11 protein-coding genes are annotated in these 16541 nt (G+C 34.4%); 5 read left to right on the top strand and 6 right to left on the bottom strand.

The features are described 5' to 3' along the window. Nucleotides 1-14: 14 nt before the first annotated feature. Both F6P99_RS07355 and F6P99_RS07360 read right to left on the bottom strand, forming a co-directional pair. On the bottom strand, nucleotides 15-776 hold the full coding sequence (locus F6P99_RS07355) for an SDR family NAD(P)-dependent oxidoreductase (RefSeq protein ID WP_152286827.1): 762 nt from the start codon (nucleotides 774-776) through the stop codon (nucleotides 15-17). Further along, nucleotides 776-1864 (bottom strand): mandelate racemase/muconate lactonizing enzyme family protein, encoded by a 1089-nt coding sequence (locus F6P99_RS07360; RefSeq protein WP_152286828.1) that lies wholly within the window; start codon nucleotides 1862-1864, stop codon nucleotides 776-778. The genes F6P99_RS07355 and F6P99_RS07360 overlap by 1 nt, the downstream gene beginning before the upstream one ends. Before the next feature lie 163 nt (nucleotides 1865-2027). Between F6P99_RS07360 and F6P99_RS07365 the strand changes: the two genes are divergently transcribed. Both F6P99_RS07365 and argH read left to right on the top strand, forming a co-directional pair. Further along, a complete protein-coding gene (locus F6P99_RS07365) occupies nucleotides 2028-2900 on the top strand; it encodes an AraC family transcriptional regulator (protein WP_152286829.1) in 873 nt (290 codons plus the stop codon). Between the two features lie 88 nt (nucleotides 2901-2988). Next, nucleotides 2989-4269, top strand: a complete 1281-nt coding sequence (gene argH, locus F6P99_RS07370; RefSeq protein WP_152286830.1) for an argininosuccinate lyase — start codon at nucleotides 2989-2991, stop codon at nucleotides 4267-4269. Between the two features lie 93 nt (nucleotides 4270-4362). Here argH and F6P99_RS07375 read toward each other — a convergent pair whose 3' ends face one another. From F6P99_RS07375 to lpdA, 4 genes are all read right to left on the bottom strand, one after another. Beyond that, the gene (locus F6P99_RS07375) at nucleotides 4363-4572 is read right to left on the bottom strand and encodes a CDGSH iron-sulfur domain-containing protein (RefSeq protein ID WP_152286831.1); all 210 of its coding nucleotides are present in this window, start codon (nucleotides 4570-4572) and stop codon (nucleotides 4363-4365) included. Between the two features lie 58 nt (nucleotides 4573-4630). Continuing rightward, entirely contained in the window at nucleotides 4631-4852 is a 222-nt protein-coding gene (locus F6P99_RS07380) for a CDGSH iron-sulfur domain-containing protein (RefSeq protein ID WP_152286832.1), read from the bottom strand. A 7-nt stretch (nucleotides 4853-4859) separates the two neighbouring features. Next, complete coding sequence (locus tag F6P99_RS07385; RefSeq protein ID WP_152286833.1) at nucleotides 4860-5918, bottom strand: hypothetical protein; 1059 nt, start codon at nucleotides 5916-5918, stop codon at nucleotides 4860-4862. A 70-nt stretch (nucleotides 5919-5988) separates the two neighbouring features. Next, nucleotides 5989-7392, bottom strand: a complete 1404-nt coding sequence (lpdA, locus tag F6P99_RS07390) for a dihydrolipoyl dehydrogenase (RefSeq protein ID WP_152286834.1) — start codon at nucleotides 7390-7392, stop codon at nucleotides 5989-5991. Between the two features lie 222 nt (nucleotides 7393-7614). Here lpdA and F6P99_RS07395 point away from each other — a divergent pair, with 222 nt between their 5' ends. The 3 genes from F6P99_RS07395 (at nucleotide 7615) to F6P99_RS07405 (ending at nucleotide 16478) form a co-directional block, all read left to right on the top strand. Then, entirely contained in the window at nucleotides 7615-11472 is a 3858-nt protein-coding gene (locus F6P99_RS07395; RefSeq protein ID WP_152286835.1) for a hybrid sensor histidine kinase/response regulator transcription factor, read from the top strand. A gap of 158 nt (nucleotides 11473-11630) precedes the next feature. Next, entirely contained in the window at nucleotides 11631-14834 is a 3204-nt protein-coding gene (locus F6P99_RS07400) for a SusC/RagA family TonB-linked outer membrane protein (RefSeq protein WP_152286836.1), read from the top strand. 12 nt (nucleotides 14835-14846) lie between these two features. Continuing rightward, nucleotides 14847-16478, top strand: a complete 1632-nt coding sequence (locus F6P99_RS07405) for a RagB/SusD family nutrient uptake outer membrane protein (protein ID WP_152286837.1) — start codon at nucleotides 14847-14849, stop codon at nucleotides 16476-16478. Nucleotides 16479-16541 lie beyond the last annotated feature (63 nt).

Raw genomic sequence — 16541 nt, forward strand, 5'->3', positions numbered from 1 at the left:
CAAATAATTCTTTGTTAGAAATTTACGGTTGCTCCTCCATCAACAGGTAGTATTACTCCGGTGATGTACTTGGCTGCTTCCGAACTTAAAAAAACTGCTGCATTACCAATGTCTTCTGTAGTTCCAAAATGATCCATTGCGATACGATTGGTGATTTGTAATTTTCTCTCAGGGTCTTTGTTTACTGCGTTTAAGAACATGTTAGAGGTGATCCATCCAGGTGCAATTGCGTTTACGCGCACATTGCTTTTTGCATACTCAGTAGTCAAGCTATTTACCAATCCTGTTAGTGCCGTTTTAGACACACTGTATGCTATAACTCTGTCGATACCAAATAAACCGGCCATCGATCCAATCATAATAATGGCTCCTTTTTTTCTTTCCAACATCCCTTTGGCACATTCTCTTGTTAAAGAAAAAACACTCAATAAGTTGGTTTGGATAACTCTTTCAAAATCGGCATCAGAAGTGTCTTGGGCCCATGCTTTATGATGAATTCCTGCATTGTTTACCAAAATATCAATAGCCCCTTCTTTAGATTCAATGTCAGTAACTAAAGCCGAGATATTTGATTTATCTGTGATATCGTTAACACGATAAGATGCTTGGTCACCAAGTGTGGCAACGGCTTCTTTTAACACCTCTTTTCGACGTCCAGTAATAACAACTTTTGCGCCGGCCTCCACCAAGGCTTTTGATATTCCTAGACCAATTCCGGTTCCACCACCAGTAACAAGAGCTAGTTGCCCTTTCAAAGAAAATACTTGTAAACTCATTAAAATTTAATTTCTGTTAATGCTTCGTCAATAAAACTGAATCCCCATCCTGGTTTATTATGTGGTTTTGCAAAACCATCTTGAATGACCATTGGATTGTCAATCAACGGATCAACCCAATCAAAAGATTCAGCACCTACACCATTTGGTATGGTACATAATAAAGGTACATCATAATCTTTGTAATAATGTGGGAGTACAGGTAAATTAAAACTATTCGCTAAGGCTGCGCTCTCTCTCCATTTTTCTACACCACCGATTCTTAAAATATCAGGTTGCCAAATGTCTAAAGCATTTCTAGAAACCAATTCTCTTAATGGAAGCGTGTCGTATTCTCTTTCTCCCATGGCCAATGATATTCCGGCTTGGTTTTTTAAGATTTCAAAAGCTTGGAAATTTTGATGATTTACAGGCTCTTCAAACCAATTGATATTGATTTCTTTTGCAGCTCTTGATAATTTCATTGCAGAAGGCAAATCCATTCCTTGGTTTGCATCCATCATGATGTCTACTTTATCTCCAACGGCTTCACGCACTAATTTCAAACGTTCTATATCAGTGCTAACCTTTGGAGATCCAACTTTAATTTTCACTGCTTTAAAGCCGCGGTCAGCATATCCTGTAACTTCTTCTATCAATTCATCAATAGAATAAGAAATCCATCCACCGCTACCATAAATAGAAACTTTTTCATGACAAACACCTAAGATTTCGTGTACCGGTTTGTTTAAAGTTTTTCCCCAGGCATCCCACATGGCTATGTTTACAGCAGCTTGTGCCCATCTGTTGATTCCTTGGTTTCCAAAATATTCACCTAAATGATCAAGCTTGTCATATACGATACCCATTTCGTTTACTTTATGACCTTTGATATGGTCAATAGCATCTTTTAATGCGCCAGCAATAGCATTCGGAGAATACTGGAATGATAATAAATATGATTCTCCAATAACACCATTTTCTAGTTGAATTCTCAAGACTAAAAAAGAGATTTCTGTTAGTGTATGAGTAGCATCTGAAATTGGTTTTTTTAACGGAGCAACAGCTTTGAATACTTTTGCATTTCTAATTTGGATGTCTTTAGACATAATGTGAATTTTATATTGTAAATAAAAAGTTATTTAGTTTGCTACAAAAATAGCTATCGATCGGTTGCGATATAAACACGATTGTATTACATTTATACACTATATTGGTTTTATTAATATTTAACCTATGTGAATATCCACGGAATAAAGTATTTTTGATGCAATGAAAGCTAGAATCCATAACATACCTACTTCACCAGGAAGTTCATTTAGAGCAACGCTGTTTGAAGATAAAGAATTTCCAGCAGCTTGGCATTTTCATGAAGAATATGAACTTACTTATATTATTAAAAGTACAGGGGTGCGATATGTAGGGAATCATATGGACACTTTTGATAATGATGACTTGGTAATGGTAGGAGCAAATTTGCCGCATTGTTGGAAGACCATTGGGGAGCAGACTGAAGATGTGGAATGTGTTGTGATTCAATGGCGAGAGGAAGTTTTAAGTGATTGGTTAAATAAAGAGGAGTTACAGCATATTAAAGATTTATTAAAACGAGCGCAAAGGGGATTGAAATTTCATAAAGAGATTTCTGAAGAGGTGAAGCCTATGTTGCTCAGTTTGCTAAAGAAAGAATCTTTTGATCGATTGATTGTTTTTTTACAGGTGCTTCAAAAGTTGGCATTGAGTGATGGATTTGATTTTTTAGCAGGTCCAAATTTTTCCAGTAGTTTGTCTTTTAATGAAAGTAATCGAATTAAGTTTATTTATGATTATTTAAAAGAAAACCATTTGGGGAAAGTGGCTTTGCAAGACGTGGCTAGTGAAATGAATATGAGTGCAGATACTTTTTCTCGATTCTTTAGAAAAACCTTTAATGCATCTTTTTTTTCATTTTTGAATGAATATAAAATAAGTATAGGATGTAAGTTGCTAATTGATACGGATCTTTCAGTTTCGGAGATAGGGTATAAAACGGGCTATAATAACTTGACTTTTTTTCATCGTCAGTTTCAAAAACATATAGGAATGTCTCCTTCAAAGTACCGCAAAGCTTATCAAAGAATATCTTTGGTGAAAGAAACGTCGTAATTTTTTTATAAATAGTTACTTATTTGAATCTCTATTTTTCTCTTTCTTATTGAAACAGTATCTTTGCCGCTATACAAAAAGTAGATATATGAAACTTTGGGATAAAGGATACGCTACAGATAAAAAAATTGACATTTTTACTGTAGGAAACGATAGAGAATTGGATTTGCAATTAGCGAAGTACGATGTTTTAGGAAATATTGCACAAACTAGGATGTTAAACTCAATTGGTACTATTACTGATGAAGAGTTAGAAGGTTTGGTTGCAGAACTAAATGCTATTATGAAAACTGTGGAAGATGGAACTTTTACCATTGAAGATTCTTTTGAAGATGTACATTCTAAAGTGGAGTGGTTACTTACTGAAAAACTAGGAGATGCTGGAAAGAAAATTCATACAGCAAGATCTAGAAATGACCAAGTTTTATTGGATGTTCATTTGTATTCTAAAGAGGCAATATTAGAATTAAAAGAATGGGCGAAAAAATTATTTGATTTGTTGATCGAATTGGCTGAAAAATATAAAAATCATTTATTACCGGGGTATACGCATTTGCAAGTAGCAATGCCGTCTTCTTTCGGAATGTGGTTTTCTGCCTATGCAGAGAGTTTGATAGATGATGTTCATTTTTTAGATGCTGCTTATAAAGTAGCTGATCAAAACCCATTGGGTTCTGCTGCTGGATATGGATCTTCATTTCCTATTGATAGAGAAATGACAACAAAAGAATTAGGTTTTGAAGCTTTAAAAGTGAATTCTGTCGCTGCTCAAATGGGTCGTGGGAAATTAGAAAAATCTATTTCTTTTGCAATAGCTAGTATTTCTGCTACGTTGTCTAAAATGAGTATGGATATTTGCTTGTATATGAGTCAGAATTTTGGTTTTGTAACTTTTCCTGATGAATTAACAACGGGTTCTAGCATCATGCCCCATAAAAAAAATCCAGATGTTTTTGAATTGATTCGTGGTAAGTGTAATAAGTTACAAGCATTACCATATGAATTAACTTTGATTACAAATAACTTGCCAAGTGGATACCACAGAGATTTACAATTGGTAAAAGAAGGGTTGATTCCTTCTGTATCTACCCTGAAATCATGTTTGGATATGATGGTGTTTTCTTTAGAAAATATCATTATCACAGAAAATATTGTTGCCGATGATAAATACAAATACATCTTTAGCGTTGAAGAAGTAAATGCTTTGGTTCAAGCAGGTACTCCGTTTAGAGATGCCTATAAAATTGTTGGTGAGAAAATTCAAAAAGGAGAATTTAAGCCAGATCTAAATGTAAATCATACCCATATAGGTAGTGTCGGAAATTTAAGATTAGACTTGATACAAGAAAAAATGGAAGCCCTTTATTAGAGAAAAAATGGCCTGAGCTTGACGAAGGTTGACTTAAGCAATAGTATCAGTATAAAAAAAGCACCCTGAGCTTGTCTAAGGGTGCTTTTTATTTTATCCGTTGTGCGAACCATCGCAATAGGGTTTGTTTTGGCTTTTTCCACATCCGCAAAGAGCGCTTTCTCCAGATTTTTCTGCTTTAAATCTTAGTGGAGGTCCTCCTCCATTTTCTTTGTGTGTACCATCGCAAAACGGCATAGTTTCCGATTGACCACAGGTACAGTAAGAATAATTTCTTCCCTCTTTCAATTCTACTACAGGCATAAATAAGTGTTTTAGTTTGCCTAAAAATAGCTAAAAAAGGTTTTAGAGAGTTTCTAAATTAGTGAGATCCGTCGCAGTATGGTTTGTTCTGACTATGTCCACAAGTACATAAAAAAGTTTTTGTGTTTTCGGGGACTTTAAAAAGTAATGGTTTTTTGTCTGTTCCTTTATGACTTCCATCACAATGAGGGTACTCACTTGATTTTTCGCAAGTGCAATACGCATACGCTTTGTCTTTAATAAGGTAAGCGGCAATGGGAGTAGGGATGGGTTTTTTCATATTGAAATTATAATCTATAACTTAAATTTAGACCAATGTTTATACTGGATAAGTTCATTCGATTTTCTCTATCTAAATTAATTTTTTCAGTTGTCTGACCGTCACTTACAGTTAATTTAGAGATGCTTCCTGTGAATATTCCTGCATTAATTCCGATAGCAAATTGTTCGTCTATCACTCTTTCATATCCTGTATAAAAATCAAAGCCAAGGTTGCCAGACGTTACAGTAAAAATTGTTTCAATGCCTGAAACTTCTTTGTAAGTAAAGTAGCCAACAGAGCCATCCAAAGTAAATCTATTCTTTTTGTTTCCAAATGGATATTCGTCATAAAATTTGAGGGCATAATAGTTTACCTGTGTCTCGATATTAAAAACTCCAAATTCGGTTGGTTTGTTGGGGTCGTTAAATTCAATTAATACATCGTTAACGTTGCCACCCCTATAAGTATAACTGTACTTCAGCCCAATCGCTTCTGTATTATTAATTTTGTACAAACCGTTGAATGAAAACTGAGTTCCAACTTTTAATATATCATGGATGGCTCTTGTGAACTCGCTACTATTGTCTTTTTTACCAATTGCGAAAGAAGGACCAATATTAAAGCTAAACAAAAAAGGGTGTGTTATTTCTTCTTTTAAGTTGTCAAAAGTGTTGTCTTGAATTGTGTCTGTTTTTGAATTGATACTAAGTGAATTATTCTGTTTAGAATGCTGTCTTAAAATATCTCCTTCAAATTGATGACACGATGAGCCAAATAATGAAGGCTTTCTGTGTTTTTTTAAACCGATGATATTTCCACCATTGATTCGTGCACTATCCTTAATTATTTGTAGCATTTTATCATAAGAACAATTTGTTGTAAACCCGCCATCATAGACGGATACAGAACCGATGAGTTCATCATGATTATTTTCTCGTTTCGCGTATGTCTCAGGTTTGTAAATTTTTATTTTTTCTGATTGAGATAAGCTGGGATATCTTTTAGTGAAGTTACTTTTGATTTTTGGACTACAAGAAACAAGTAGAACTGTTACACTTAGTGTAAGACAAATTTTTGAGAGCATTTTTTTTGTTTGCGAAAATAAAAAAGGTCTATGAATATCATAGACCTTTTTTAATATTTGTTGTAATTAATTATACATGCAATGCTCTGTCGTCTGTTGCAGCCAAACAAGCTTCCTTAATTGCTTCTGTATAAGTAGGATGTGCATGTGACATTCTAGATACATCTTCAGCTGATGCTCTAAATTCCATGGCAACCACTGCTTCAGCAATCATATCTGCTGCTCTAGCTCCAATCATATGCACTCCTAAGATTTCATCGGTTGTAGCATCGGCCAATACTTTTACTTGTCCGTCAATGTCCATACTTGCTCTAGCTCTACCTAAAGCACGCATCGGGAAACTACCCACTTTGTATGTTACACCTGCTTCTTTTAATTGCTCCTCTGTTTTACCTACAGCGGCAACTTCTGGCCAAGTATATACGACACCGGGAATTAAGTTGTAATTGATGTGTGGTTTTTCTCCAGCAATCAATTCAGCTACCATGGTCCCTTCCTCTTCTGCTTTATGAGCTAACATCGCACCTTTTACAACATCACCGATCGCGTAAATATTTGGAATGTTTGTTTGTAAATGTTCATTCGTTTCAATTTGACCTCTTTCAGTGGTTACAATACCGACATTGTTCAATCCTAATCCATCAGTATAAGGTCTACGTCCAACAGAGATCAATGAATAATCTCCTTTAAATTCTACAGGATTTCCTTTTTTGTCATCTGCAGTTACCACAACTTCGTCACCTGTGTTAGTTACAGAAGTTACTTTGTGACCTACAAAGAATTTGATTCCTTGTTTTTTTAATGACTTTTGCAATTCTTTAGAAAGCATTCCGTCCATTCCAGGAATAATTTTTGGCATAAACTCAATTACAGAAACTTCCGCTCCTAATCGTGCATATACTTGTCCTAATTCCAATCCGATTACACCACCACCAATAACGATAAGGTGTTTAGGTACTTCTTTTAATTTTAATGCCTCTGTAGAAGTAATTACACGTTTTTTATCCAAAGAAATAAACGGTAATGTAGATGGCTTAGAACCTGTTGCAATAATTGTTTTTGCAGATTCTATTTTTTCTACCGATCCATCAGGTTTCGCAATGTTTATATGTGTAGTATCGAAGAAAGATCCAACACCTTCATAGCGATCAATATTATTTTTACTCATCAAATAATCAATCCCTCCAGTAGTTTGGTCAACAACTTCTCCTTTACGAGCGATCATTTGTTCGAAATCTAAACTTAAGCCTTCGACACCAATACCATGTTTTTCGAAATGTTTTTTTGCATCGTGGTAATGATGAGAAGAATCTAATAAAGCTTTAGAAGGAATACATCCAACATTCAAACAAGTACCTCCTAAAGTAGAGTACTTTTCAATAATTGCAGTTTTCAATCCTAATTGAGCGCAACGAATTGCAGCTACATATCCACCAGGTCCAGCACCAATAACGGTTACATCGTATTTAGTCATAATGTCTTGTCTTAAATTTACCCGACAAATTTAAATAAAACGTTTTAAGGGACTTGTGTAAAAATTGTAATAATTGTATATAAATTATACAAATCTGTTAGAAATAAAACTCGGTTTTATGGGATATACAAATCAATCTTGATAATTTTTAGAAGTACAGAGTACTTGTTTTTGTAGTTTTGTCTACTTTTAGTATTTTAAAGATTCAAATGATAGCACTATATGAGACAGAAATTTTCAACCGTATGTTTACTGACTTTTCTTATTGTTTTTTGTGGTTTCGCTCAGAACTCTTATGATTTTGAAAAGTTAGATGCTGAGAATGGAATTTCGCAAAGTATCATATACAACTTGCAACAAGATAAAACCGGAAATATTTGGATGGCAACCGAAGAAGGTGTTGTAAAATACAATTCGGTATTTTCAGATTCATATACGAGACGTAAGGGATTGCCCAAAGAAGTTGGAAATCGAGTGAATACGTTATTTATTGATTCTGAAGACAGAATTTGGCTCGGTATTGATAAAGGTATTTGTTTGTATGACGCACAATTTGACACGTTCAAATATATAGTTGCAAATAGTGCTAAAAAGCCATTAGGGGTAAGAAGTATCTGTGAAGACATTAACGGGAAAATTTGGATTGGTGCTTACAACGGTTTGTGGTCGTATGAACCTGAATCGACAGAGTTTGTTAACAAAACAGAACAAAGTAAAGATAAAGTAAGCATACAAACACTGTTTTCGAGTATCAATGAAACGTTGCTACTTGGAACTTCGAACGGATTGTATGTCTATGAAATTCAAAAAGAGGTTTTGCGTAAAGTAACAGAGAAACCATTAAACATATTGTCGATAATCCGCAACAAGAGTGATTATTTATTAGGGACGAAAGGTAGTGGTTTGTTTAAAATCGACAATCGATTTAATCAATTAAATAAAGTACAAAACATACAAGCAAACCATCCGATTCGTGTAATTAGCAAAGATGTTTCTGGAGAATTTCTAGTAGGTACAGATGGTGCAGGTGTTTTTGCGTTGAATAGTGATTACCAATTAGTGAAGCATTATTCACATGACGAAGATAGAGTGAATTCATTATCTAGTGATGGGGTTTATGATATCATTGTTGATAGACAAGGTATATTATGGGTAGCAACTTATGGCGGAGGGGTGAATTATATCGATAAGTCGAAGGCGATATTCAAAAAAATAAAACATGAGCCTAATGAGCTGAACAGTATTAAAAATAGTTTTACACGATCTATTGAAGAAGACATCTATGGAAGGTTGTGGTTCGGAACTAAAAAAGGAGTGAGCATTCTGAATCCAAAGACCAATAATTGGATTCATATAGAAAATCTTAATGACATCGTTTTAACAATCGAAAGCGATGGAAAGACCATGTGGTTAGGAACGTTTAACAATGGCGTGTTTAAAATTCATGTAGATACCTTAAAGATTTCTTCGGTAGATTTAGAACTTCGAAAAGTATATGTGATATACAAAGATTCTGAAGAAAATATGTGGATCGGTGGTATAGAAGGCGATTTGATAAAACTAGATAAAAATGGTGAAGTAGTTAGTTTTCCGATTAGAGATGTACGATCTGTATTAGAATTTAAAAAATCGATTATCATTGCAGGTAGGGTTGGTGTTACTGTGATAAAAGAAGATAAAATTGTGAATCAGAACATCATTAAAAAAATTAGTGATGATTTAAGTCTTGCTACAATAAACGCAATCGTTCCTCATTCTAAAAACGAAGTGTTAATTGCCACAAATGGAGGCGGATTGTTGATTTACAATAATGACAAAAAATCTTTCCATCGGTTGGCCAGAGAAGCAGGTATGCCATCAGATATTATTCAAGGCGTGATATCGTACAAGGATAATGAAATATGGGCAAGTACAACAAAAGGTTTGGCTCGAATCAGAACGTTTGAAAAAGATACTGTGGTACATGTGTTTGACAAAAATGATGGATTGTCGAGTACAGAATTTAACTACGGAAGTTATAAAGAAGTCCATGGTGGGTTATTGGCTTTTGGTGGAATTGACGGCGTTACAATTTTTGATCCGAGTAAAATAAAAAGAAAAGAGGCCAGTCTGCCAAATATAGTTTTCGACGAGTTTAGTGTGTTCAACAAGGTAATAGCTCCAACGGACTCAATTTTAAAAGGACATATCAACACTGTAAAACAAATCGATCTTAAATACCGTCAAAACTCAATTACATTAAAATACTTAGGGGTGTCAAATATGGGGGCTTCCAAAATTAAATATTCATGGAAACTCGATGGGTTTTCAGAAGAATGGTCTGCTCCGGAAACCAACCGACAAGTAAATTTTACCAATTTGAGTTTTGGAGATTATATTTTTCGAGTGAAAGCTTCAAATGGTTTTGGTGAATGGGGTCTTGAACGCAATATTCGTATCAAAGTAAAACGACCATGGTGGGCAACTACTACCGCATATTTCATCTATTTCTTTTTGGTGATAGTGATTTTTGTAGTGACTATTTATTTTACTCAATTTATAGTTAGCAAGCGCAACGCTGATGAACAAATAGAATTTTTTAACAATCTTACCCATGAAATAAGAACCCCGTTAACAATTCTTTTATCATCACTAGATTCAGTATCAGATAATACAGAGCAAGAAGCCAATAATCAAGTGAAAAAAACCATTACTCGTTTGAATGCATTATTTGAGCAAATGTTGAATTTTAGAAAATCTACTTCTGTCAACCCTATTAAAAATGTCGCTAAAATCCCACTTGAAAAGCATATCAAAGAATTAGTATTAAATTTTAAACCACTATTAGAAGAATACAATATTGAATTAAAAATCAATAACAAATGGAAGAAAGATATCTTTTATTTTGATAAAGAAACCTTAAACAAAATAGTTTTTAATTTAATTTCAAATGCAGTAAAGTATTCAAAAAAAGGAGGTTCGATAGATGTTTTGGTAAAGCCAACTGGAACCAAACAACTGCTTATTCAAGTTAAGGATACGGGTATTGGGATTCCAAAAGACCAACAAAAATTTATTTTAAAACGTTTTTACCGAGCGAGAAATGTTGTGAATAGCCAAAAACCAGGTACAGGTTTAGGTTTGATGATGGTAAAAAATTTAGTTGAGAAATTAAATGGAAGTATTTCATTTGATAGTGAAGAAAATGTAGGAACTACTTTTAAGGTTGTTATTCCGAATCTTGAGAATTTGTATCAAGATTCTGCAGTTTTACCCGAAAGTTTTCAAAAAGAATTCACGATTAACGAGCAAACAGATATTGAAGAATTTAGTGATCGAACTATATTAATTGTTGAAGATAACAATGAACTAAGATCTTTGTTGGCAAAAAGTTTGGGTACGTATTTTCAAGTGCATGAAGCTTCAAATGGTAAAGAAGGACTCGAGTTGGCAGGTCAAGTATTTCCTGATATTATTTTGACAGATTTAATCATGCCAGAGATGGATGGTATGCAAATGGCTAAAGAATTGCTCAATGATATCAATCTAAATCATATTCCTGTTTTTATGATGACCGTGTTGAATAATTCTGAATTGAAGATCGAAAGTATTGAAAGCGGAATTTCGGAGTACATAGAAAAGCCATTAGACATCAACTTATTACTTGCAAAAATTACAAATACCCTTAGTTGGCAAAATAAATTGCGTAAAAAATATGTACACCAATCAGAAAAAGATACGGCAACCCAATATAGAAATTCTAAAGATGAAAGTTTCATAACTAATTTAGAGAGTATTTTATTGACAAATATTTCTGATACAACTTTTTCTGTACATGAATTATGTGACCGAGTAGGAATGAGTAGAACTTCTCTTTACATGAAGTTGAAGAACTTAATTGATCTTTCGCCACAAGACTTTATCATTCATACCAAACTGAAATATGGAAAGAGTTTATTGATCAGAGGAGGAATGAGTGTAAAAGAAATTGCGTACCAATCTGGTTTTTCAAACCCCAAGTACTTTAGTACTTCATTTAAGAAGTTTTATGGCGAATCACCCACTTCTTTTTTGAGTAGATTGAAGGATGAAGATTCTTAAAGAATCCTTTTTTTTCAAATTTTTCAGTTATATTTAGTAGGTTAATCCTACGTAAAATAAGGGTTTGACGATTAGTATACCTATTCAGATGTTTAGCGTACCTCGTTGCTGTCTTTGTAGTGTACTTTAGTAAACTAAACCAAATCAATATTTTGACAATGAAAAATTTTACAAGTGTTTTTCTCGTGTTTTTTCTTTCAATTTCGATGTATGCTCAAGTGAATGTGCATGGTGTTGTAAAAGACAATAACGGGGAACCTTTGCCAGGAGCAACTGTTTTAGAAAAAGGGGCGCCAAATGGAACTACTACCGATTTTGACGGAAATTTTGAAATAACCACTCGAAATGAAACTGCAAAATTATTAATCAGTTTTGTTGGGTTCGAAACAAAGGAAATTTCGGTAACTACAAAAGAAACTATCGAAATACAGTTAGCGTTGAGTTCAGAATCGTTAGAAGAGGTTGTGGTAATTGGGTATGGTACATCTACAAAATCTGATGTAACTGCTTCAATAACTACTGTAAAACCAATAACAGATGACAAAGCTGGAGTTGCAGCTGTAGAATCTTTACTTCGAGGAACTTCTGGAATGAATGTAGTATCGAATGGTGAACCAGGAGCTGCTGTTTCTATTAATATTAGAGGGGTTTCAAGTTTAACCGGTTCCAATCAACCTTTGTATGTGATTGATGGAATTGTAATGGATAGCTCACAAGAATTTTTAACAGATCCTACCAACTTTCAAGGTGCTAGTAAAAGTGGTATTGGAGGTGTTGCTCCAGAAGATATCGAGTCTATTCAAATTTTGAAAGATGCATCAGCTACTGCGATTTATGGTTCTTTAGGTGCGAATGGGGTAATATTAATTTCTACCAAGCAAGGAAAACTTGGAGCACCAAAATTCAATTTTTCTACGAGTACTACAGTAGGACAACCAATTCTACCGTATAAAATTTTAGATACAGAGCAGTTTGTAGCACATGCAAATGATAAATATCGTTTGAACCCAGATTCAAACGCTGGGCCTGAGTACCAATATCCAGATGGAAGATTCCCTTTTGAGATTAGAGAAGATGGATTGTACAATTTTATCGCGAATAGAGATGACGATAATGATGGAGAGTTAGATTTGATTGGTATTTATGAACCAATGGATTGGACGAGTTTGTACAGAACAACGTATTCTACGAATACTAGATTTACAGCATCTGGAGGTACTGAGAATACGAAGTACTATAGTTCTGTGGGATACTTGTCTCAAGAAGGAGTGTTGGCAAATGCATATTTGAATAAATTAGATTTGAATATCAATGGAACACATAGAATAAACAAAAACCTGAAATTAGGGGCGAAAGTAGCCTACAGTCACACGGTCAATTCACTGCCTGGAGGAAGTGGGTCGAACGCTGGTGAAATAAATTCAGTTTACCGTCATATCAATGATAATTTTCCACTAGAATTAAGAGAAGACTTAGCACCATTGGGTGATGAAAGATTTCGATTGACTCCTAGAGGTTGGGTCGAAGACTATGACAATATCTCAACAGAAAACCGTGTAATTGGAAATTTTTCAGTTGACTATAAGTTGAGAAACGACTTGGTGTACAATTTTAAGTTTGGTGGAGATTATAGAGATGCTGTTGGACATATTTGGCAAGGAATTTCAACAAATGCAGGGAATAATAGAGACGGTAGATATGCAATTTCTAAGTTGAATAGATTTTCATACAATATTGATCAAACCTTGACTTATAGACCTAAGGCCATTGGAAATCACCGCTATTCGATTTTAGGAGGTATTGTTTACAATCATACCAATTCAGAAAAAAATTATACACGAGCATCTAATTATTCCCCAGAAGGGCAAGCGAATAGAGGGAGAGATTTTTTTGGAGCTTCAATTATTGAAGATACAGTATACAATTTTGGACCCGAAAGAATGTTGTCTTTTTTAGGAAGAGCAACGTATGGATATAAAAACAGGTATAAACTTTCTGCATCACTTAGATACGATGGTTCTAGTAAATTTATAGGAAAGAATAGATACGGTTTATTCCCTGCAATTAGTGCGGCTTGGGAAATCCATAAAGAATCGTTTATCAGTAACTCAGATACACCAATTAATGAGTTGAAGTTGAGAGTAGGTTATGGTGAAACCGGAAATCAAAGAGTAGGAAATAATTTGACTTTTGTAAACTATAGAATCTCTCCTGAAGGTTATGCTGCTGCTAATAAAGATTTAGAATTAGCGTACGAAAAAACAAATATTGCAAGTAAAGACCTTACTTGGGAAACGCAAAAACAATTCAACACAGGTTTAGATTTAGGAATGTTTAATGGACGATTGAATGTTACAGTAGATGCATATGATAAAACTTCGGATGACTTGTTAAATACCTTAAGTATCGGTGGAAGTGCTGGTGATGATGCCATCGTAATTAACCAAGGAGGATTGAACAATAGAGGGGTTGAAGTTGCTATTAACGGAGACGTACTTAGAACAGAAGATTTTACATGGAATCTTTTTGGTACATATTCTATCAACAAAATTGAAATTCAAAACTTAGGTTTAGAGAAAGCTCATTTTGGTTCTGCAGGTGAATTTGTTGGGTACTATGGAAGACCAATCCAAGTGTCGAACACCAATACAGTACCAATGAACCTTTATTTAGAAGGTGAGGCTCCAGGTTTGTTATTTGGATTTGAAACAGACGGTGTAGTAACTGCTGATGATATCGCTGCAGGAACTCCTACCATCTTTGGTAATCCTGCGGAAGAGGGATTCTATAAGATAGCCGATAAAAATGGCGATGGTAATATTACCAACGAAGATAAAGTGATTATAGGTGATCCGAATCCAGATTTTATTTATTCTTTCGGAACTAATATTAATTTTAAAAGATGGTCATTGAGTGCGAATTTCTACGGAGTAGTAGGGAATGATATTTACAATGCCAATTATCTGACTGAAAATTACAGTGCAGAAAATAGGTGGAACAATACACGTCTGGACTATGAACTAAATCGATATAGTAGTTCTAATACTTCAGGAACGTTGCCAGATGTTAATTTGCAAAAAGCAACATTGGATCAGGCGGGTGTATTAGATGTCGCTGTTTCCGATGGTAGTTATTTACGATTGCAAAATTTGAATGTAGGGTATACTTTCCCAATGAATAGAAGTGGAATTACGAGTATCAAAGTTTTTGGATCTATGAGTAATGTGTTTACCATTACCAATTACAATGGTGTAGAACCAGAAATTTCATCGTTACGATTTACTCCAGGAGTAGCAGGGGTTGATATCGCAACACCTCCAAATCAAAGATCAGTAACAATTGGTGGAGCATTAACATTTTAAAAATTGAAAATTATGAAGTATTTATATATAATAGTATTCGTATGTACACAGTTTCTAGTTTCATGTGATGAAATTTTAGATGTAAGTGACGATCTAGCTGAATTGGGAGCTTTAAACAAAGAGTTGTTGTATTCTTCAGAAGAAAATATTGAATCTGTAGTAAACGGAGTATATGCAAAATATGCCTCTGAATTTTACAACGGTGGAAATTTCTATCAAATGACAAGCGCGCACACACCTTATTTTTCAAGTTCGGGTGCAAAAGGTTTGGAATATGGAAAATTTGATATTTCCTCTTCATCAAAATCTTTAAATGATACTTGGGTAGAAATTTATAGTTGTGTCGATCATACAAATCACTTGATTGAAAATTTAAATCTGTTGGCACCGAATTTTTCTACAACACCTAGAAATTTAGGGCAAGCATATTTTATTAGAGCAATTACCTATTTCGACTTGGTTAGAGTATGGGGAGAGGTTCCTTTAAGAACGGTTCCAGCGGAGCAAGCTACTTTGTTTTTACCAAAATCATCAAAACAAGAGATTTACGACCAAATCATAGCAGATTTAACAAAGGCAACAGAATTGTTACCTGAACAAGAATATATTGTAGGTAGGCCACTTTCGTATGCGGCTTATGGTTATTTAGCAAAAGTATATATGCAAATGGCAACTGAAACGACGTTGTCAGGAACTGCTGAGCAATATTGGGATTTGGCATATCAAAACGCAAAAGAAGTATTTGATAATGGGCCTTATAGTCTTGTTCCTTCTTATGAAGATTTGTTTGCCGAAGGAAACGAAAACACATCGGAAAGTATTTTTGAAATTCAATATACTGCTACGGGAACTTCAACAAAAAGTGGACAACATTCTACAACTACAGCTCCTGCAAAGTCAATTTATAACAGAAGAGCAAATGGAGGTAATTTAAGAGTGAATAGGTTGGCATTGCACGATCATTATTTAGATTATAATATTGGTATCACAGATACACATCCCGATCCAAGAAGAACAGTTTCTTACGTTTCTGAAGAATATACTGAGATCATTGCTCCTTTCAAAAAAAGAAAAATTTATCCAGTTCAATTTTCGGGAGGTTTTGCTGTGAACTGGTTGAAAAAATACCAAGAGGTAGAAAATACGAATATCAATTCGAGTAGAAATCGAATGATCTTTAGGTATGCAGATTTATTATTGATGTTGGCAGAAATTGAAAACGAACGTGGAAATTACCAACCTGCAAAAGATTATGTAAAACTTGTGTTAGACAGAGCAAATACAACTTTGTATGATTTGTCTGGTATTCAAAGTTTGGTAGGTGGTGATGATTTACGTCAAAGAATTTTAGTGGAAAGAGTATATGAGCTATTGGGAGAAGGACACGAATGGTTCGATATGAGAAGGCAAACTGTAGGAGGTGTTTCTTTACTTGAAAATAGAATTTTAAGAAGACAAGCTTTGATGACAGGTGACGATTTGTTCGATACTAAAAACAAAACAAATTTTCACGAAACATGGAATCCTGATTTGTCACACGTGACTGGAGATAACCTGATTAAAAATATGAGGTTTCCGATTCCAGATAATGAGATTGTCGGAAACAATGCACTTACCAATAGTGATCAAAACGAAGGGTATTAATAATTGACCGATATAGGGTTAGATACTGTCATTACTCATAAAGTTGACGATTTCTATACCAAT

The organism is Flavicella marina (assembly GCF_009193215.1).
Classification (GTDB): domain Bacteria; phylum Bacteroidota; class Bacteroidia; order Flavobacteriales; family Flavobacteriaceae; genus Flavicella; species Flavicella marina.

Coding starts and splice junctions, on each gene's coding strand:
- lpdA (WP_152286834.1), bottom strand. CDS start 7,392: ATGACTAAATACGATGTAACCGTTATTGGTGCTGGACCTGGTGGATAT.
- argH (WP_152286830.1), top strand. CDS start 2,989: ATGAAACTTTGGGATAAAGGATACGCTACAGATAAAAAAATTGACATT.
- F6P99_RS07385 (WP_152286833.1), bottom strand. CDS start 5,918: ATGCTCTCAAAAATTTGTCTTACACTAAGTGTAACAGTTCTACTTGTT.
- F6P99_RS07405 (WP_152286837.1), top strand. CDS start 14,847: ATGAAGTATTTATATATAATAGTATTCGTATGTACACAGTTTCTAGTT.
- F6P99_RS07375 (WP_152286831.1), bottom strand. CDS start 4,572: ATGCCTGTAGTAGAATTGAAAGAGGGAAGAAATTATTCTTACTGTACC.
- F6P99_RS07360 (WP_152286828.1), bottom strand. CDS start 1,864: ATGTCTAAAGACATCCAAATTAGAAATGCAAAAGTATTCAAAGCTGTT.
- F6P99_RS07400 (WP_152286836.1), top strand. CDS start 11,631: ATGAAAAATTTTACAAGTGTTTTTCTCGTGTTTTTTCTTTCAATTTCG.
- F6P99_RS07395 (WP_152286835.1), top strand. CDS start 7,615: ATGAGACAGAAATTTTCAACCGTATGTTTACTGACTTTTCTTATTGTT.
- F6P99_RS07355 (WP_152286827.1), bottom strand. CDS start 776: ATGAGTTTACAAGTATTTTCTTTGAAAGGGCAACTAGCTCTTGTTACT.
- F6P99_RS07365 (WP_152286829.1), top strand. CDS start 2,028: ATGAAAGCTAGAATCCATAACATACCTACTTCACCAGGAAGTTCATTT.
- F6P99_RS07380 (WP_152286832.1), bottom strand. CDS start 4,852: ATGAAAAAACCCATCCCTACTCCCATTGCCGCTTACCTTATTAAAGAC.